Annotated in this window: 24 protein-coding genes; 2 read left to right on the top strand and 22 right to left on the bottom strand. The window is 69.9% G+C overall.

What is annotated here, in order from left to right; translation table 11 throughout:
• On the top strand, positions 1–2,045 hold a 2,045-nt coding region (locus tag C8N34_RS26190), incomplete at its 5' end, for an Lcl C-terminal domain-containing protein (RefSeq protein WP_211317720.1).
• Positions 2,046–2,051: 6 nt separating this feature from the next.
• Here C8N34_RS26190 and C8N34_RS03140 read toward each other — a convergent pair.
• The 5 genes from C8N34_RS03140 to C8N34_RS03120 all read right to left on the bottom strand — a co-directional run bounded on the left by C8N34_RS03140 (position 2,052) and on the right by C8N34_RS03120 (position 4,331).
• Entirely contained in the window at positions 2,052–2,732 is a 681-nt protein-coding gene (locus C8N34_RS03140) for a hypothetical protein (RefSeq protein ID WP_108127649.1), read from the bottom strand.
• 69 nt (positions 2,733–2,801) lie between these two features.
• A complete protein-coding gene (locus C8N34_RS03135; protein WP_108127647.1) occupies positions 2,802–2,990 on the bottom strand; it encodes a hypothetical protein in 189 nt (62 codons plus the stop codon).
• Between the two features lie 122 nt (positions 2,991–3,112).
• Positions 3,113–3,418, bottom strand: coding sequence for a hypothetical protein (locus C8N34_RS03130; protein WP_108127645.1), 306 nt, complete (start codon positions 3,416–3,418; stop codon positions 3,113–3,115).
• A 19-nt stretch (positions 3,419–3,437) separates the two neighbouring features.
• Complete coding sequence (locus tag C8N34_RS03125) at positions 3,438–4,121, bottom strand: hypothetical protein (RefSeq protein ID WP_108127643.1); 684 nt, start codon at positions 4,119–4,121, stop codon at positions 3,438–3,440.
• 42 nt (positions 4,122–4,163) lie between these two features.
• Entirely contained in the window at positions 4,164–4,331 is a 168-nt protein-coding gene (locus C8N34_RS03120; protein ID WP_108127641.1) for a DUF1289 domain-containing protein, read from the bottom strand.
• A gap of 81 nt (positions 4,332–4,412) precedes the next feature.
• Here C8N34_RS03120 and C8N34_RS03115 point away from each other — a divergent pair, with 81 nt between their 5' ends.
• Positions 4,413–5,471 (top strand): hypothetical protein, encoded by a 1,059-nt coding sequence (locus C8N34_RS03115; protein WP_108127639.1) that lies wholly within the window; start codon positions 4,413–4,415, stop codon positions 5,469–5,471.
• Between the two features lie 41 nt (positions 5,472–5,512).
• Here C8N34_RS03115 and C8N34_RS03110 read toward each other — a convergent pair whose 3' ends face one another.
• From C8N34_RS03110 to C8N34_RS03035, 17 genes are all read right to left on the bottom strand, one after another.
• Entirely contained in the window at positions 5,513–5,932 is a 420-nt protein-coding gene (locus C8N34_RS03110; RefSeq protein ID WP_108127637.1) for a hypothetical protein, read from the bottom strand.
• A gap of 1 nt (position 5,933) precedes the next feature.
• Complete coding sequence (locus tag C8N34_RS03105; protein WP_108127635.1) at positions 5,934–6,209, bottom strand: hypothetical protein; 276 nt, start codon at positions 6,207–6,209, stop codon at positions 5,934–5,936.
• Between the two features lie 74 nt (positions 6,210–6,283).
• Positions 6,284–7,084, bottom strand: a complete 801-nt coding sequence (locus C8N34_RS03100; protein ID WP_108127633.1) for a GreA/GreB family elongation factor — start codon at positions 7,082–7,084, stop codon at positions 6,284–6,286.
• A gap of 76 nt (positions 7,085–7,160) precedes the next feature.
• Positions 7,161–8,243, bottom strand: a complete 1,083-nt coding sequence (locus tag C8N34_RS03095) for a hypothetical protein (protein WP_108127631.1) — start codon at positions 8,241–8,243, stop codon at positions 7,161–7,163.
• Positions 8,240–8,557, bottom strand: coding sequence for a helix-turn-helix domain-containing protein (locus tag C8N34_RS03090; RefSeq protein WP_108127629.1), 318 nt, complete (start codon positions 8,555–8,557; stop codon positions 8,240–8,242). Before C8N34_RS03090 ends, C8N34_RS03095 begins: the two co-directional genes overlap by 4 nt.
• A gap of 78 nt (positions 8,558–8,635) precedes the next feature.
• A complete protein-coding gene (locus tag C8N34_RS03085) occupies positions 8,636–9,028 on the bottom strand; it encodes a hypothetical protein (protein WP_108127627.1) in 393 nt (130 codons plus the stop codon).
• Positions 9,025–9,786 carry a GNAT family N-acetyltransferase gene (locus C8N34_RS03080; RefSeq protein WP_108127625.1) on the bottom strand — a complete coding sequence of 254 codons (762 nt, stop codon included), beginning with the start codon at positions 9,784–9,786 and terminating at the stop codon, positions 9,025–9,027. Before C8N34_RS03080 ends, C8N34_RS03085 begins: the two co-directional genes overlap by 4 nt.
• Complete coding sequence (locus C8N34_RS03075) at positions 9,783–10,634, bottom strand: hypothetical protein (RefSeq protein WP_108127623.1); 852 nt, start codon at positions 10,632–10,634, stop codon at positions 9,783–9,785. The genes C8N34_RS03080 and C8N34_RS03075 overlap by 4 nt, the downstream gene beginning before the upstream one ends.
• Complete coding sequence (locus C8N34_RS03070; protein ID WP_108127621.1) at positions 10,631–11,386, bottom strand: hypothetical protein; 756 nt, start codon at positions 11,384–11,386, stop codon at positions 10,631–10,633. Before C8N34_RS03070 ends, C8N34_RS03075 begins: the two co-directional genes overlap by 4 nt.
• Positions 11,387–11,416: 30 nt before the next feature.
• Positions 11,417–11,902, bottom strand: a complete 486-nt coding sequence (locus C8N34_RS26185; RefSeq protein WP_158640463.1) for a hypothetical protein — start codon at positions 11,900–11,902, stop codon at positions 11,417–11,419.
• A gap of 1 nt (position 11,903) precedes the next feature.
• Positions 11,904–12,314, bottom strand: a complete 411-nt coding sequence (locus C8N34_RS03065) for a hypothetical protein (protein ID WP_108127619.1) — start codon at positions 12,312–12,314, stop codon at positions 11,904–11,906.
• A 66-nt stretch (positions 12,315–12,380) separates the two neighbouring features.
• Positions 12,381–13,523, bottom strand: coding sequence for a hypothetical protein (locus C8N34_RS03060; RefSeq protein ID WP_108127617.1), 1,143 nt, complete (start codon positions 13,521–13,523; stop codon positions 12,381–12,383).
• A 13-nt stretch (positions 13,524–13,536) separates the two neighbouring features.
• The gene (locus C8N34_RS03055; protein ID WP_145693537.1) at positions 13,537–14,211 is read right to left on the bottom strand and encodes a hypothetical protein; all 675 of its coding nucleotides are present in this window, start codon (positions 14,209–14,211) and stop codon (positions 13,537–13,539) included.
• 34 nt (positions 14,212–14,245) lie between these two features.
• The gene (locus C8N34_RS03050) at positions 14,246–15,178 is read right to left on the bottom strand and encodes a hypothetical protein (RefSeq protein WP_108127613.1); all 933 of its coding nucleotides are present in this window, start codon (positions 15,176–15,178) and stop codon (positions 14,246–14,248) included.
• Positions 15,178–16,014 carry a hypothetical protein gene (locus C8N34_RS03045; RefSeq protein WP_108127611.1) on the bottom strand — a complete coding sequence of 279 codons (837 nt, stop codon included), beginning with the start codon at positions 16,012–16,014 and terminating at the stop codon, positions 15,178–15,180. The genes C8N34_RS03050 and C8N34_RS03045 overlap by 1 nt, the downstream gene beginning before the upstream one ends.
• A gap of 28 nt (positions 16,015–16,042) precedes the next feature.
• The gene (locus C8N34_RS03040; RefSeq protein ID WP_108127609.1) at positions 16,043–16,924 is read right to left on the bottom strand and encodes a hypothetical protein; all 882 of its coding nucleotides are present in this window, start codon (positions 16,922–16,924) and stop codon (positions 16,043–16,045) included.
• A 10-nt stretch (positions 16,925–16,934) separates the two neighbouring features.
• Positions 16,935–17,789: a hypothetical protein gene (locus C8N34_RS03035; RefSeq protein WP_108127607.1), complete on the bottom strand. Its 855-nt coding sequence runs from the start codon at positions 17,787–17,789 to the stop codon at positions 16,935–16,937.
• Positions 17,790–17,795: the final 6 nt, after the last annotated feature.

The raw sequence follows: 17,795 nt of genomic DNA, 5'->3' as shown, positions 1-17,795 counted from the left end.
ACGCGGGCCCCGCCCTCTCGGGCGAGGGGCTCTTCACCACCACGTTCCCGCTCCCGGGGGTGACCTGGAACAGTGGAATGTCCTCCACCACCTACATGGCGCTGACGAATGTGCAGTCCGGCGTGAACGGAGAGGCGAACTCCGCCGCGCTCGCGGTCCGCGATGCGGACACCGCGAATTCCGGGACGCAGATTCACGCCGCCGCGGAGGCCTGTCACAACATGGTCTACGGCGGCTACAGCGACTGGTATCTACCCGGGTCCGCCGAGATCCACACCCTGTTCCTGAACAAGGGGGCGCTTCCGGTGAAGACCGGCACGTTCTGGACCTCGAGCGAGTACGGGCAGACAACCGCCATGGCCTACAACCTCGGGACCGGGGCGACCAGCGCCGTCACGAAGTCGACCGCCGGCGCGCTGATGTGCGTCCGGCGCGGGCCAGCCGCCGCTCCCGCGGGAACGGCATGCTCCGACGTTTCGGTAATCGGTGGGGCCTGCGGAAACGGCGAGGTGGTTTACGTCGGAGAGGAATCGGGACAGCGTCTTTACACGACGTCCTTCTCGCTTCCCGCCCACCCCTGGAACAGCGGGATTGCCAGCACGACCTATATGCGGCTGACAAACATCAAGTCCGAGACAGACGGGCCCGCGAATACCAGCTGGCTGGCTGTGAACGATGCGGACACCGCGAATTCCGGGACGCAGGTTCACGTTGCTGCGGAGATCTGTGAAAATCTAAATTATCTCGGTTTTCAGAATTGGTATCTTCCGGCCCCGTCTGATACCGCCCGGATGGCGACGAATGCGGCTCTCCTTCCAGAGATGGGGGCGATCTGGACCTCCGTCGAGAACACCCAGACCACGGCGGTGATCTACGACACGGCCACAGCGACCCGGTCGAACGCCACGAAGAGCTGGTCCTACAAGGTCAGATGTATGCGCAAGGAGCCCGTCCCGGTAGATCCGACGGTTGTCCTCGATGATGGGTTCGAATCGTTCTCCGGCTGGTCCGTTATCCGGTCTGGGAGTCTCACCGCCGCGACCGACCAGGCCCGGTCCGGGGCCGGGTCCGCCCTGAAGTCCGCCGCGGACGACCCGAACGGGGGCTACAAGCTGCTGAGCTCCCCGGTGTCGCGGAACTATGAGCTGGAGGCGTGGGTCCGCTCCTCGGACCCGCGCGTCGGGGGCGGGGCGGACCGGATCACCATCTCAGACGCGAACGGGAACGGGTACGGGTTCAACGTCGGGTCGACCAGTCACGCCCTCGACGTCCGCACCGGTTACGCGTCCACGATCGTGGGCGGGGCGACCTGGTCCCGCCCCTCGAACGCCTGGTATCGGGTCGTGTTCCGGGCCCTCCCGGACAACACGTTCCGGACCACCATCTACGACGCCGCCGGGGCGGAGCTGTCCACGCACGCATATGCGGCGGACGCGACCCATGCGGGCCCGTTCGACCGGGTCGCGATCCTGGGGGGCCGCGAGTTCCACGTGGACGACCTGAAGGTCACAAATTTCGACGCGGTGACCCCGTTCTGGAACAGTGCTCTGAACCTGTTCAAAACATCGACCAGGAGCCCGCTTGACGTCTTCTCCTGGGCGGGTCCGGCGGCAGATAACAACGCGACAGTCACCCGTGACACGACGGTCACCGACTCCCCCTATGGCGGGGTCCCCCTCAAGATGGTCGTCACGGGGGCGGATCCCCACATCATGAGCTACGCGCAGCAGACCGGCGCGCCCTGGAACCTTGCAACCGCTGCGAACGGTCAGACCTGGGAGGTCCGGGTTCTGGCGAAGGCGTCCGCGCCGACCACGATTCAGCTCTTCCTGTTCGGGACCAGCTCCACCGGGGCCTGGAGCGGGCAGTCCGGGACGATCGGGGCCGGGACGCGGGCGGTCACCACGGGGTGGCAGGAGTACACCTACCGGTTCACCTTCGCGAACGCGGGGGTCCAGGCGGTCCAGACCCGTCTGGACGGGCCGGATTCCGGTGAGGCGGTCAATATCTGGTTTGACGGGCTCCAGCTCTACCGGGTCGAATAGGCCCGGTCAGCCGGGCCCGCCCCACCCCTCGAACGCGGCCGGCTCGATATGCGGCCTGGGGGGGCGGGCGGACCGGAGGATCTCCGCCTCCACCGCGTCCTTCGCCTCGATCAGGCTGGTGACCCAGGCCTCCTCGACCGCCCCGCGCATGCGCGGGCTGAGCCCGCTCACCGCCTGTCCGAGCCGGTCGAACCGGTCCGCCTCCTCCAGGATCTCCTGGTAGAGGCCGCGCAGGCCCGCGTCCGACAGCTCCCGCAGCTCCGGGTGCGAGGCGACCTCGGAGGGGTCCCGCCATCTCAGGCCGGACCAGCCGGGCGACGGGTCATGCGGGGAGACGGAGGCGTTGTGGATCCTGCGGGCCGCGTCGTTCGCGCGCCCCTTCCGCTCGCTCCGGAACCCGTAGAAGTCGTGCTTCTTGACCGCGCAGAGGCGCAGCGTGTCCCCGTCCGGGCGGGTGGTGAAGAGGGTCAGCTTGTTCCCCACATGGGCGTGCCCGATCCCGTCCCAGACCTCCTTGCGCCCGGTGAACGGGACGTCCCCGGCCGGATCCCCGGCCCCCGCGCGCAGGACCAGCTCCGCGATCCGGGCCCGCACGGAGAAGTACTCCTTGTGCGTGCGCCACTCCGCCAGGTCCCGCCAGAAGAGCGAGGACACCTCGATTTTCGTGACCTTCGGCAACGGGCTCATGTCGCTCCCTCCATCCGGGGGGATCATAACGCGGCCCAGTGAAAAGGCCGCCCGGGATTCGGGCGGCCCTTATTCGCGGGGGATCCGGTCCAGCACGAGCCGGGAGGCGAGCTCCTCCGGGCTCATCACGTCCGCGGGCGGCTCCGTCTCCGCCTTCATGAGGGCGAGACGCGCCTCCATCTCCTGGCGGCTCCGCTCGAAGGCCTCTTTCAGGGCCGGGCGGCGACTCTCGAATTCAGGGGTACCTACATAGGACATGTGCCCACTCCTTGGTTGCCCCCTAGATGTTGGGGGGATTCGTGAGTCGTTTCAAGCACATCTTGTGAAAAAAGATATGTTTTCCGTTGACGGATCCGATTTTGGTGTTCCGGCGCCGCAAATCAGCCCTTCCCGCCTGCGGCGACCCGGGTCGCGACGGTCTGAAGGACCCAGATCAGGAGCCCGCCGAGGGCGATATGATAGGGGACGGTGAAGAGGAGCACCTTCCCGAGCAGCCCCCAGCCCCCGAACAGGCCCCCGATCAGCGCGACCAGGAGGGAGCCCGCGAAGGAGAGGAGCAGCATCATGAGGATCGGGAACCCGTTCGCCCCGCTGATCCGGCCCCGCACCGCGGACAGGTCCATTGCGAAGCCGAGCCCGATCAGGAGGAGCGAGAGGAGGAGGGCGGCGGACAGGAAGAGGGTCATCAGGGTCTCCGGGTCGGGCTCAGCCCTGTTTCGGTTTTCGGAAGGAGCTGCGCAAGTCGAAACCGGCCTTCCGGATCCGGTCCCGGTCCGGCAGCTCCACGGTCGGGCGGCTGAACGGGAGCACCCCGGACAGGAAGGAGGCGATCCGCATATGGGCGGTGGCCGGGTCGAGCTTGCGGAAGAGCTCCAGCTCGGTGAGGCGGGCGTGGTTCACCTGCGCCGGGACCGTCTTCTCCCGCCAGTGAGGCGGGAGCCAGGTGCTGAGCACGGTCACGTGGTTGGAGATCAGCCAGCCGGTCTCCTCTTGCGTGAGGCGCCCCGCGAAATGGGCGCGCACCTCCTCGAGGAAGCTTCTGCGGCGCAGGAAGCCGCCCCAGCGGCTCGGGTGCCGGGCGCGGGCGCGCAGGATCGCCGCCTCCGCCTCCGCGAGCTCGTAATGGAAGCGGCTGCTCATCACCCAGGCCTCGGTGACCCGCTCCTCCAGGGCGGGGATCCGCTCCCCCCCGATCAGGATCAGGGTCGGGATGAGCTCGGTCCGCTCCGCCCCGTCCCCGTAGACGGACCGTTCCGGGACCCGGAACGGGTGATCCGTCCGGAGGGGCAGGTCCGCGAGGTGGCGCGCGGGATCGCGGACGAACACCACGCTGGTGTCGACCCCCATCCCGGCCCCGTCGTAATAGTCATGTCCGCCGATCAGTCTCATGGCTATCCTTTTCGCACAGTCCGAGCTGACCGCAAACCGTTTTTAGGCTGATCCCTGCTGATCCAGTCGGCTCATCACCGCGTCCCGCTCAGCCTCCGTCATCCGGGTCCAGAGCGCGATCTCCGCCCGGGTCCGGCCGCAGCCGACGCAGACCTCGTTCAGGAGCCGGCAGGTCCGGACGCAGGGGGAGAGGATCGTGGGGGTCGACATGGGCCGCTCCTTTCGAGAATCAGGTTGAGGTAGGTTTTTTCGCAAGATCGGGGGAAAGTGGCAACAAAGAGGAGCGCCCCGATGTCCAGATCCCCCCATCTCTATCATGACCTGCTCGACCTGGCGGCCGCGATCCGGGCGGACGGGTCATCGTCGAGGTTCGTGTCCATCACGGCGGATGGGGGTCGTCTGCACTGTGCGGTCACCTCCGGATCCAACCGCCCCCCGGACGCGGCGCCCGACCCGTTCCGGGCGCGACACCCGCTTCACGGGGCAGCACTCATGGAGGCGGCGGCCGCCTTTGCGCGGGAGCTCGTGATCCGGAGGTTCGGCGCTTTTCAGGAGCTGGGCGGAAAAGGGCTCGTGACGATCGACGCATCGGGCGCGGTGCGGCTTGACCTCGAAACCCGGACCGGCCTGACGCTCCATGAGCCGTTCGATCTGGACCGGTTGCGCAAGGCGGCGATCTCGCATCCGGTCAACCGGACCCTTTGTCTCGCATCCGCTTTTTCCGACGACGTCCGCTTCCCGCGCTGGCATGACACGACCCCGGTCCGGTCCCGGAGTGGCGGCCCGGACGCGCAGGCGCGCGTCCAGGACGTCTGGATGGAGGCGGCGAAGCGGATCGACGCAGAGGCCGGTCCGGATCAGCCCGGGATTGCTGAGGCCGCGAAACTGCTGGTCATCCGGTTCCGTCCGGAGCGGCTCTCCTCTGATACGCTCGCCGACATGATCCGGACCCGCCTCTATCCGGATATGCTCGCTCCGATCCGTCCGGACGGACCGATCCCGGAGCGGCCGGAGGGGCTCGGCTCTGCCCCGGCCTGGCTCCCGCTCGACCCGCTCGAGGCGGAGCGGCTCCATATCGCGCTGGAGGGGGCGTCGGACCCGGTCCTGGCGAACGTGCTCGCGAAGCTCCGCTCCTGCCTCGCGGACGTGTCCGCGGACGCGGCGTTCCGCGCCGCCGCGGTCGAGAAATACGCGGGCCGGCTCACGGACGGGGATCTGGACTTCCAGCCGGACGGGATGGTCTCGAAGGGGGATGAGGGGGCTTATGTGATGGCATTCCTCTGGGTCTCCAACGCCGAAGCGGGGCTGGAGGCGCCGGAAGGGGACCAGGACGCGGCTCCGGCCCCATGAGTCTCGCCGCGCCGGGGGGCGCGCGCGCGGCTAGTCGGGGATCAGGAGAAACCGTCCCCGCCCGCTTGCGCGATGTGACGCCTGAGCCCCTCCGCGTCCCCCTCCCGCAACGCCTGAAGCGGGCTCCGCCCGTTCATGGCCGGGTCCGGCGCCAGCAGCAGGTCAAGAACCACCCAGGGATCCATCCCCGCATGCGCCTGAAGGAGGACGGCAAGACCTGGAAGGACCTCCGCGCCCAGGAACTGCGAGGCCGGGTAGGCGCATCCCGTTTCGATCTTAACGGCGAGCAGGCCATGCGCGGCGCGTAGCGCCTCGACCCCCGCCGCGTCCAGACCGAGAAGTCGCGCAACCTCCGCGCCGGAAAGGAGCGGCCCCGCCCGCCTGAGCAGGGCCTCGCGGTGCCCGTGGCACCTCAGGATCGCCCCGGCGAGGGGGGAGGTCCGCTCGGGAAGGTCTCCCATCTCAGTGGGTGATCTGGTCGGCCGGGGACGGGTTCCGGCTCGTCAGCTCCAGGATCATCTGCGCCATCAGGATCGCCTCCGCCCGCGGCATGGTCACCGCCTGATGGTAATGGACCCCGCCCGGCGGGATCTGCTCCCCGAAGGAGAGGCGCAGGATCGCGTCCCCGGCGGTCAGGTGGAACCGGTTCACCAGGGTGGACGGGACCGCATGCGCGGCCCGGGTCTCCTCCTCGGGGGCGGGCTGCAACGGGGCCGGGATCGGCATCTGCTCGGTCATGGGAACTCCATCAATAAAGATTTTCGCAATCTATAATGTGGGCCGGGATGCCGCAACAGTCTGAGTTCGGTTTTTCACATATTTGGTTCAGAAAGGGGATCCTCGTTTCGCAAAGGGGCTGACCGGGTCATGAGACGGTCGATCAGCAGGTCGTTGTCGACCTGATGGAGCATCACGCGACGCAGGACCGGACCGGTCCGATAGGATGTCTCCTCCCCGGGCCGGCATCCGAGCAGGGCGGCCCCGACCGGGGATCTCACGCTGAGCGCACCGCTGCGCGGGTCGGACCCGGCCCCCGAGAGACGGAAGGCCCTTCGCTCGAACATCCCCTCGACGCTGATCTCGACGAGGGAGCCGTACAGGGCACGTCCCTCGCGCGCCTCCTGGAGGCGACGGTCCGGGGTCAGCGGCGTGCGGGCTTCCCGCAGGCGACGATGATCTGCGCGTGTACGGGCGCTGTGTTCGATCAGCGCCTCCCCGGACTCGGTTCGGACCCGCAGGAGGGCGGACCGGCCGATCCCGTCCAGGAGCCCGAACAGGGCCCTCGCGGTCCGGTCCGTGCCGGCACAGGCGACGGAGGCGTCGAGATCCGGATGATATCCCATGTTCGGGTAGCCGCGTCCGGGCCGGATCGGCAGGCCGGTCAGGTCGGAGAGGAGGAGGTTATCCGCCCCCGCCCGTTTCGCGCAGGTGAGCGCGAAACGGAGCGCGGAACGCCAGCCCTGAACGGAGGACCGGTCCCCTCCGATGCTGATGAAGAGGGGGGAGACCGTGATCGGGTCCACCCGATCAGACCTCAGACGGGGCACCCCGCCGTTCGGCCCGATCGCCGGGTCGTAGAGGGGCGGGGTCGGCTTTGCGGGTGTGTGGAACATCTCTTCTCCGATCCGGTCTGCCAGGGTGTCCCTCCGATCATCGGCGAGGCCCGCGAAAACCGGAAAGGTTTCGCGCCTAGAGGGAGGGGGACGGGTCGCTTTCCCGCGCCGGTTCCGCCCGGTTCCGGACCCGGAGCCCGATCTCCGCGGTCCGCCCCTCCGCCCAGTCCGGCAGGGTCATGCTCCGGTCCCGCGCCATCCGCTCCGCGATCGCGTCGAGGAGTTTGGGCGCCTCGACCTCCGGCCTGACCCGGACGTCCGGCGCGAGCGCGGGGTCGAGCCGGTTGAACAGGGCCGCGATCGGGTTCTCCGGCAGGGTCGCCGGGTCGAACCCGTCGATCGGGTCCAGGGAGAGGAGGGATCGGGTGAGCCGGACGCGGAGCCTGAGCGCCTCCCCCGGGGAGGTGAAGGCGAACCCCAGCTCCCGCATCCGCGCCGCCCCCTCCGTGTTCGGGGCCGAGGCGCCGCGCATCGCCGTCTCATCAAGGATCTGGGCGCGCCGGAGCAGCGCCAGGTGGCCGATCACCGTGGAGGCGTCCAGGGCGGCGTCCCAGGACCTGAGCGCCTCGAGCGGGGTCTGATCCGTGATCAGGGGCGCGATCGGGTGCGCAGCAAAAAGGAGGTCGCGCCGGATCCGGGTCGCGTCCGCCGCCTCCTGGATCTCGTAGCCCGCCTCACGGGCTGCCTCGTGATGTGAGCGGGACGCGCCGGTCCCTGGGGCGAAGAACGCGTCATAGGAGGCCGCCGCGAAGAGGCGCGAGAGACGCTTCCCGGTTGCCGTGCTCGGGTCGAGCGCCTCATCCCAGTTCCGCAGGAGCTCGGCCGCCCGGCCCTGGAAGATCGCCTCAGACGCGCGCCGGTGCAGGGGGGCGAGGATCATCACCGGACCCGGTTCCCGGTCAATGTCCGTCTCCCCGTTCCAGGAGAGGATCTCGGTGCCGGCCGCGTCCCCGCTCCTGATGTGGAACCGGTGCTCCTGACCCATAAGCTGAACCACCCCGGTATATTCGATGTTGAGCACGTTCCTTTTTTCGACATCCGTGATCTCGATCTCCGGGTCGGTCGTGAACCCCCAGGCGCATTCCTCGATCCGTTGCAGGAGGTCCTCCTGAAGTTCGGTCGGGATCGTTGTCTCGAAGGCGTGGAGAGGATCGTTCATTGGGGCCCCTCTCCGATCTCCCAGTCCGCATCATCGACATCGACATGGTCAGGCGGGGGGGGAGGTGGGTCCGGCAGCACGAGCCGGTCCGCCACCACGTTTGGAATCGCAACAAGCCGGAGACCAAGCGCTTCCACCAGCTTCAGGACCGTCGACAGCTTCGGGTCCCCCTCACCGGACTCCGCTGCGATCACCGTAAAGCGGCTCAAGGCAAAAAGCCCCGCAAGCTCCTCCTGCCGGACCCCGAACTCCTTGCGACGGCGTTTCAGTACATGGGCGAGATCTGACGGGGTCAGGATGATGTCGGGGCGCATATTGACCTAAATGTTTACTAGGATCCACATTTAGTGGAATTCGGATGAAAGCACAAGAAATGTTGGCCTCAATCAACATTAAGGACTGGGCGTCTCCGCCCCTTCGTAGACCAGACGGACCTCCGGGTCCGGCAGCATCTCCGCCGGGAAGGCGTCGATCTCGGTGATCCCCGTCGGCCCGGGCGCGCCGTCCCCCCAGACGAGCCGGAAGAACGGCCCGGTCCGGTACCCGTCGATGAGCGGGGCCTCGTTGCGGCAGAGCCGGTCGACCAGGTCCGGGGCCGGGGAGGCGCCGAAATAGATCATCCCCTCCTCCGTCTCGCCGCCGCAGGTGAAGAGCCGGTCCGCCCCCTCATGGGGCAGGGTGAAGATCATCGGCCCGTCATACCACAGGAGGGAGCGGAGCGGCCGCTCTGTCCCGTCCGGGTCCTCGACCGTGAACAGGCCGTCCTCCCAGTTTTCGCATCTCATGGGGAAGGGTCCTCCTCGTTTGGTTCGGGCGCCCAGCGCGCCAGCTGATGATCGCGCCGCCCGGTGGTCCGCTCGAACCCGCGGGCGAGGTAGAAGTCCCGGGACCGCTCATCCTGCGCGTCCGTGTAGAGGGTGAGCCCGGCCGCGTCGCAGCGCCGGGACAGCTCGGCCAGATAGGCGGAGCCGGCCCCCTGGCCGGGCCGATCCGCGAACAGGTCCGTGAGGACCAGGGCCGGGTAGGCCAGCTCCGGCGCGTAGGCGTTCCGGTAGGGGCGCAGCGCGGCGGTGAGCGGCAGGCTTGCTGCGAAGACCGCCATCCCGGCGATCAGATCCGCGACGATCCGGCGGTGATCCGGCTCCGCATAGTCATCCGGATCCGGGGCGGGCAGGGGCCTGCGCACCATCTCCAGATATCCCTGCTCGCAGGGGCCGTGCTCCGCCACGAAGCCGAGCCGGGCGTAGAGGCCCGGCAGGCCCCCGTCCGCCCGGTCCGGGCGGACGAAGGCCTCGAGGGTGAGGGCGCAGCCGGCCGCGTCCGCCAGGTCCCCGAGCTCCCGCAGGAGGCGGGTGCCGACCCCGTGCCCCCGGTACCGCTCCTCGACGAAGATGGTCGCGATCCGGACGGTGTCCGGAAGCCCGGCGCCGAGCGCGATCTCCCCGACCCGGACCCCGTCGATCAGGAGGGGGGTCCTCCCGGACGGGCCCGGCGCGCCCCAGCGCGCCTCGACGGCGCTGAGAAGGGCGGAGGCGGGGGTCATGGTTCAGGCCCCTCCGCGTCCCCGAGCGAAGGCTCCAGGATCGCGAGGTTCTCGGAAATCGCCCCCGCGTAAGCGCGGACATCGGCGTAAAACGTGTCGAACGCGCCGGGCGGGGCCGCGATCACCTCCTGGACGTGCGGGGTCACCTCCCCGTCCGCGGTGATCCGGAGGCCCACGTCGATCGCGCCGGACCGGAGCGGGAAACGCGCGAGCAGCGCGTCCGCCGCCTGACGTTGCAGGTCCCGCCAGACCGGGTCCTCTTCGGTGAGCGGGGACATGAAATCTTCCGCCTGCATCAGGGCGGCACCCGGCTTGAGCAGATCGGTCGGGGTCTCCGAACAGAACCGGTAGGGGGTCTCGGCCGCCACCCCGCCCGCGACGATCAGGAGGCGCCGAACGAAGGCCAGGTCCCGGTTCGGGCAGACCAGGACCGGGTGCTCGTACCGGTCCGACCCGATCGCGCTCTCGTGCTGGGCGAACCGGTCCCCGCGCGCGCCGTGCCGGACGAGGCGCTCCGGGTCCCGCATGTTGCGCAGGCTCGCCCCGAACCCGGTCCCGGCGATCCGGTCCATCTCCGCCTGGACCGCGTGTCGGGGCAGGATGCGCGCCCCGAGCGTGTCCAGAACGGCCGGCTCCTCATAGGCCGCAACGATCAGGCCGGTCCGGGCGGCGAGGGACCGGAACGGATCGCGGCCCCAGGCCGGGCCCCGGTCGGGCCGGTGCCGCCCCCAGTCGACCGGCTCAAGCCGGTCGCCGAGCCGCTCCTTCAGCGCGGCGTAAAGGAGCGCGTCCGAGAGCCGGACGTCCGGCTCCGTCTCGTTGCTCAGCAGGTAGGTGATCCGGGTCATGGGGACGGCCCCTCCTCCGGCGCGGCGCCGGGGCGGCGGCGGATCACATGGGTCATCTCCAGGTCGAGCTCGGCGATCTTGCGCTCGGTGTGCTCCCGCAGGGTCCCGTGGATCTCGATCACCGGCGAGGGGACACCGTCGACGAAGAAGCTCAGGCTCAGACAGAGGATCGCGTTGTCGATGATCGCCCGGTCCCCCTCGATCTCGGAGAGGCGGGCGATGTCCCGGACCAGGGCCCTGGTCTGACCGTTCGCGTCATTGTGGACCAGGTCGAAATCGCCCGTCATCGGGACCTCGGCGGAGAGGACCCCCTCTCTGACGGCGCGGTCGTAGTCGGCGCGGGAGCCGAACAGGTGCAGGGTCGGTACCCGGACCGGGTCCGCGGAGGCGCGCGCGACCCAGGCCTCGGCCGCCTCCCGCAGCGGACCCTCCGTCGGGCAGCCCGGATGAAAGGCGCAGACCGCCCCCTCGGGCAGGCGCGCCCCCTCCGGGACGCGTCCGAGCGTGGCGGTGACCCGTCCGCCGAGCCCCAGGATCCGGAGGATCCCTGACCTGACGAGCGCCTCGCGGTCCGGGCCGTCGTCCCGGTCCGGCCGGGTGACGGAGGCGGCCCCGCCAGCGATGGCGAGGCCCCGCGTGGTGGGGTCATCCGGGCAGAAGAGGAGCAGGCCCGGACCCGCGTATTTGCCGGCGCCCGTCTCGTCGGAGATCCGGTCGAGCAGCGCCTTGCGGGCGGCGATATCATCGGCCATGGGGGTGTTCCCTTCTCATCTGGGCGGTGGTCACGGCTCCGGGTCCTCGAGGAGCTCACGGTACAGGGCCTCATACGCCCGCTCCCGCGCCTCGAAGGCGGCGATGAAGGCGTCGAGGTCAGGACAGAACCCGGTCACCCGGTGCCCCTCGACCACCTCCTCCCCGTGCCCGTTGGCCCGGATCTCCGCGAGGAAGAGCGCGGGCGTCTCCGGGTCCCGTGCGTTCGAGCCGAGATGGACGTAGGGCCCGTGCGTCTCCGTCTCCGGGAAGCAGACCTCCCCGTCCCGGAACGCCCGGTCGATCCGGTCGAGGAGCGCCGCCGCCCCCTCCGCGGAGCGGAGCTGGTCCGCCTCCCTGTGGCGAGAGAAAACCCCGTAGGGGTTGACGCCGCCGTCCCGGATCCAGCGCAGGAGCACCCCGGAGGGTCGGTCATCCGTCCCGGACAGCGCCTCGGCGACCCGGGCGCGGGCCTTGGCGTACCGATCATCATAGGTCTTGAGGAGGTCATGATTCATCTTAAAGCTCAGGCCCTTCTTCAGCGCGCGGCGCCTCAGGCCAGCCGCCCCCCGGCGCGACCCCGGCGATCCGGAACAGCTCCGCGCAGAGATCGCTCGCGACCGGCTCCCAGCCGACGGCCCCGCAGGACCAGGCCCGGCCCCGACCCAGGTCGATCGCGACGTCCCCGACGGAGGTGGAGGGGGCGCCCCCCTCGACGAGGAGGTCGATCCCCTCCGCGGCGTACCAGGGCCCGTGGATACTGTTCGTGCGGGTGAACAGGTCCTCCAGGTCCGTCGCCTCGAGCCGGGCCACCGGGCGGTAGAGCCCCATCCTCAGGGCGGGGCCGACCCGGCCGAAGCGGGCGTCGAACACCGCGTCGAGGGCCTGACCCGGTTGCGGGTGGAGCTGGAAGAGGAGATAGGTCGCCATGCGGGGCCTCCGGGTTGCCGCGTCAGATTAGGGGGCGTGCGCGAAAAAGCGGAGCGCCCCGATCGGTCAGGGCTCCGGGGCGTCGTCCGCGCGCAGGGCGTCAAGCCCGCCGGGCAGGTCGACGCAGCCGTCCGGGCCCATCTCCCGGACCACCCGGACCTCGCCGCGGCGGTCCTTCCCGATCAGGATCTCCCCCTCCCGCATCGCGAGCTTCAGCAGGTCCGGGGCGTTGTCCGGGCCGGCCGTGTAGGCGTCCTGAAGGACGGAGTCGCGGGTCCCGACCATCCATACGAGCACGTCCTCCGGATCCCGCCTCACCGGGGCCTCGGCGAGCGGGGTGCCGCCCGTGGTGAGCGGGTCCGGCGCCCAGAGCCGGCCGTCATAGGAGATCCGGGCCACGTGCTCCCCGGTGTGGTCGAACACCTCCCCGGGCAGGAACCGGCGCAGGTCGAGTCCGGACGCGTCCCGCGCTTCCAGATAGGCGATCTGGGCGGCCTCATGGCTGCCGAGATTCTCTATGAAACTGACCTCGGACGGGTCGAAATCCCCGCCCGGGTAGAACTCAATCCGCAACCGGAATTGATCCGCTAAGCCCCGATCGATCTCGATCTCGCCGCGCCTGATCGCTCTCAGGATCTCCTGGACCTCATATCCGGTGAGGCTATGTTGCGTGGGGATCCCCAGGACCTCCATCGCGGAGGCCTGATAGGACCCTGTATCCGCGCAGAAGATCCGCCGTTGGACCTCCAAGATAGCCCCTGTGACCGCCTCCGGGGTCCTGTAGGCCCGGTTCAGGGCGGGCGGGACCTCGTTGCGGATCTGATCCGGGTCCAGGACACCCTCGCACATGCACCGGTCCACGACCCGGTACATCCAGGCGGTCCGGTCCTTTTTCGGGATTCCGGCCGCCGGGGGGCGGACTTCCGCAAGCTTCTCGTACTCCCCGTCCTGTCCGATGAACTCCCCGCGATTGACCGCGTGCCGCATCAGGGCGGAGATGCTCTTGTAGAGGTGAGTCCGATCATCGAACCTTTTGGCCAGGTCTTTCGGGAGCAAAGTTGCGATCTGCCGTGTTGTCAGGGGGTACCCCGGTCCCATCCGATGCCAGATCATCCTGATACGCAGGGAGAGTCGTTCCGACCGTTCCAGTCTCTCATGAGGATCGAGGGTGTGCCCTTCATAGGCCAGGCTATCAATCCAATCTGACATGTAGGTTTCCTTCTTAAAATTCTGGTCCGCCAGAGTCGTCCTGCGCGAGAGTCCGGGCCGGTTGATCTGGGAGGCCAGCCTGGGGGGCGAGCGTCTCATACCGCTCGCGGCAGAGGAGGAGCCCGTAATCCCCCTTGTGGTTCATCGTGGCGTGGCGCGCGGCCCCCTCCGGGCTGTTCGCGGTCGCGCAGAGGAGCCGGAGCCCGTGATGCACCGCGCCCCAGCGGCCGGTGGAGATCTCCTCCACCGGCCAGTCCGCGTAGGGCGGGGCCCGCTTCGCGAGCCCCGCGACCGCTTTGAGGCGCAGATCGAGGCCCCGGGCCAGCCCGTCCGCCCGGACCGTGGCCAGCGCGATCGCGCGCCCGAGCCGGGACGGGGGCGCCTCCCCCTGGTACTCCCCCGCCACCCCGATCGGGAGCTTCCCGTCCCGGGTCTCCGTGATCAGAAGGGAGATGCGTGCCCGCCCGCCCTCGGCGCGCAGGTCCAGCCGGTGCCCTGGATAGCGGTCCTCGATCAGCCGGAGGAGGTCGCCGGTATCGCTGACTGCCCGGGCCGCCGGGTCCCCCTCCCGGACGCTCTCCTCCCAGGTCTCGAGATCATAATGGGTGAGCGGGTAATCCACCCCGCGCTCACGCGCCCAGAACGCCTGGTCGAGCTCCCAGAGCGGGACCCCCTCGTTCTCGATCATCCCGGCGAGCCGTCCCGTCGTCATCCGTCCCCGTTCACGCATCGAAATCGGTCCAGTCCAGGTCGGCCCCCGCGGGGGCGGGTTGTTCGGGAGGGGCCGTCGGGGCCCCCTGGTAGAGGTCCGGGTTCGCCTCGAGATGCGCCCGAACCCCCTCCGCGATCCGTCGCGGGTCGCAGCCGTAGAGGCCGAGCTGACCCGGCTGGAACGGGTTCCACTCGATCGGCTCGATCCGCCCGCAGGCCGCATCCTCCCCGATCAGGCAGAGGTCCATGCAGAAGGTCGCGTGCTCGGAGGCGGCCGCGATCTCGAGCGCCCGCGCGGTCATCCGTGCGGTGAGGGCCGGGTTGTGGATGAGCCGGCGCGATCCGGGGGTCTCGAGGTGCAGGTCCTCGAAATCCGCCCCGGCCCCCGCCTCCCAGACCCGGCTCATCGGGGTCAGGTGGGACCCGACCGCGGACTGGGTCAGCAGCTCCCCGTCGAGGAAGAGGAACCGGCGCTCGAAGCGCATGTCGACCCGCTCCTGCACCAGGAGGCACGGGGGGCGATCACAGAAGGAGTAGACCATCGCGTCAAGCGCCTCGCCGAGCGAGGTGCCGCGCGGCACGCCGGTCACCAGGTGTTTCGCGCCGAGGGTGGACTTCACCACCGCGTCCCGCCCCTCCTTGTGCAGCCGGGCGACCGCCTCCTCGGCCCCCTCCAGGTCGTAATGGCCCCAGTCCCGTGCCGTGAAGCGGAGGAAGGCCGGGTCCTCCCAGTAGGGGATCTGGTCCGGGGAGAGCGGGGAGGGGATCCGCTCGTTCCGGCGCGCCCGGCCGAGATGAAGCCCCCCCTCCGGGAACTTCGCCTCCGGATCGAGCAGGGTGAGGCCGGGCCCGAGCGCGTCATGCAGCGCCTTGGCGAGGACCGCGTCCTCAAGCCGCTCCTCCGGGTCGGTCGTGTTCGAGAGCCGATAGACGCACCGGCCCATCACATGATCTCCGGCTCGTCCGAATACCCGTTCTCCATCGCCGCCTGCCGCTCAAGATGGGCGAGGAACGCCCGCTCCAGCCCCGCCTCCCGGATGAAGGCGGCGGCGAGGTGCTCCATGCTCCCGTCGGTCCAGCCCTGCTGGTCGCGCAGATCGCTGATCCGGGTCGCGATCGGGACCGGCTTGCCCGCGGCGCCGACCCGCTCGAAGAAGGACCCGTCATTCCCGACCTCCTCGAGGCGGGCGCGCAGGTCCTCGGGCGGGACCTCGGAGGTGCCGATCACCTGGGAGGCGCCGATCAGCTCCCCCTCGTCAAGCTCCCGGGCGAGGTCCTCGAGGCTGAGCCCCGCGACCCAGTTCTCGAGCTCCCGGGCGCTCTCCCCCTGGCCGAGGACGGTCAGGCGCAAGGTCACCTCATAGACCGGGTCCGGCCGCTCCTCCTCCTCATCCGCCTCATCGTCCGGCCCCTCGGTGAGGACCGGGGCCGCGGTGACGGGCCGGTTGATCAGCTTTTCGGCCCCGACCGCCGCAGCCATGTACCAGGCGTCATATTCGCGCCGGGTCACGGAGAGGACCTGGACGAAGTCGCTCGGGCCCAGACGGGGGTCCGGCGCCTCCCCGGTCTCGCCCCCGTCCGTGTTCAGGGGGGCCGCCCAGCCGAAGGAGGGGTCCCCGATCAGGACCTCCCCGTTGCGGACCACCCCGTCCCAGGCTCCGTTCAGGACGTGGAAGGAGAACCCGTCATGCGAGACCTTGCTGACCCGGACCATGAGGCAGAGCTTCTCGGAGAAGAGGAGATGCCCGGTACGGGGCGTGCTGAGCGGGGCGGTGATCATGAGAGCGTGTCCTTCATAGATTTTCGCATCAGGGCTCGGGCGTCTCGGCCGGCCCGGTCGGTTCAGGGGTCGTGTCCGGCCTGAGCTGCGCCAGGGCGGCGCGCGCCCCCTCCAGCTCATAGGCGAGGGTGAGGGTCAGCTTGTCCCCCGTCAGCCCGGGCAGCTCGACCCCGTCCCGGGTCGCGGTGAAACGGCCCTCCGCGTCCTGGACCAGCTCGGACCCGTCCGTCAGGGTGAGGCGCAGCAGGTCCCGCTCCGCCCCGTAATGGGCCGGGGTCCGGCCCGGGGCCAGCGGGTCCCCGCCGAGGGCGGTGATCGCGTCGCGACACCCCTTGAGCTCCCGGGCGAGGGCCACGGTCAGCGGCGCGCCCGTGAGGTCGCGCCAGCGCTCCCCGTGCCGGGTCGCGTAGGCGTCCCCCCCGCTCAGGACCACCTCATATTTCCCGTCCCCGGTCGCAAGGCGGAGCTCCGTCTCCGCCCCCGTCATCCCGAGCACCTCGAGCGCGAGCGTGCTGACCCGGTCCCGGGCCGCGTGCACGGCCGCCTCCGCCCGCTCCAGCGCGTGGCGCGCCATGATCAGGTCATGTTTTCGCAGGGTGAGCTCACCCCCTTCAATCCGGACCGGGAACCGGTCATCCCGCTCGGTCAGGAGCCTGAACCCGTCGTCCGACAGGAAGGTCCCCTCGAAGACCTCTCCGTTCAGGAGGACGTCGAGGCGCCAGCAGGCCTGGTCCGGCCTCGCGTCCTCGCGCAGGCGGACCCGCAATGTTCCCCCGTCAAGGAGCGCCTGGGCGGTCCGGTCCGGGAGCATGGCGACATATTCGTAGTCGACCCCGCCCAGGTCGTGATGGCGACGGCAGAGGCTCCGGTATCCCGGTTTGCGCGCCCCGCGCAGCTCAAGCGTGCTCATGTCCCCCTCCTCACATGCCGGGCCCGTCCTCGGACGGGTCCTCCCGGGTCGGGTCGAGCTCCCGCCCCATCCAGTTCGGCCGGAGCGCGAGCCCCTCGACCCGCCGGAGCGTCTCGATCGCCTCGGCGAACTCCGGGTAGGGGCTGTCGTTCCGGTAGCCGGTCGCGTGACCGGCGGGCGCGATCATCCGGACCTCCAGGCCCGCCTCGAGATCGCCCTCGCGCGCGGCCGCCAGGGTCACATGGGCCCGCGTCGGCGCGCCCGGGTCATCGACCAGGAGGTAGAAATCCGGCATCGCCTCCCCCGCCTCCGAGGGCCGGTCGAACCGGTTCTCGATCCAGCGGGACACGGCGGTCTCGCCGAGCCGGGTCGCGAGGAGGGAGGCGTCACGGCCGGTGACCCGCACCCAGGCGCCCTGATCCGTCTCGCCCCCCGCAACCAGGCTGAGCGCGGCGAGGCCGGCCTTTTCGAGCCGGGCATGCTCGTGCTTGCTGAAGGCGGCGAGGTCCGCCGGGTGCCCTCCGGCCAGGAGGTGATCCACCCAGGCGCCCCGGTAGACGTGGGACATCGGGTCGTTCCGGCGGTTCTCGACCCCCTCGGCGGCCGGGGCGATCAGCCCCGCGTCGGTCCGGGCAGCGGCGAGCAGGACCAGGTCCCCCGCCGCGCCCCCCTTCGGGTAGGAGAGGGTCGCGACCCCGCCGTCCGCGGCGATACGGATCCCGATCTCCTCGGGGCCGGACCCGCTCTTGTTGCTCACCCGATAGGCGAGACGCAGCTGATCGAGGAACCTCTCCTGAAGCCCGTTCGGGATCGACAGGGTGACGACGGGCGGTTCGGGTTCATCTTTCGCAAAGGGGAAGAACATGGGCGC

It is taken from the genome of Gemmobacter caeni, assembly GCF_003054195.1.
In the GTDB taxonomy this organism is placed as follows: domain Bacteria; phylum Pseudomonadota; class Alphaproteobacteria; order Rhodobacterales; family Rhodobacteraceae; genus Gemmobacter; species Gemmobacter caeni.
The sequence above is the reverse complement of the archived record's forward strand: the minus strand, read 5'-3'. Positions and strand labels throughout refer to the sequence as shown.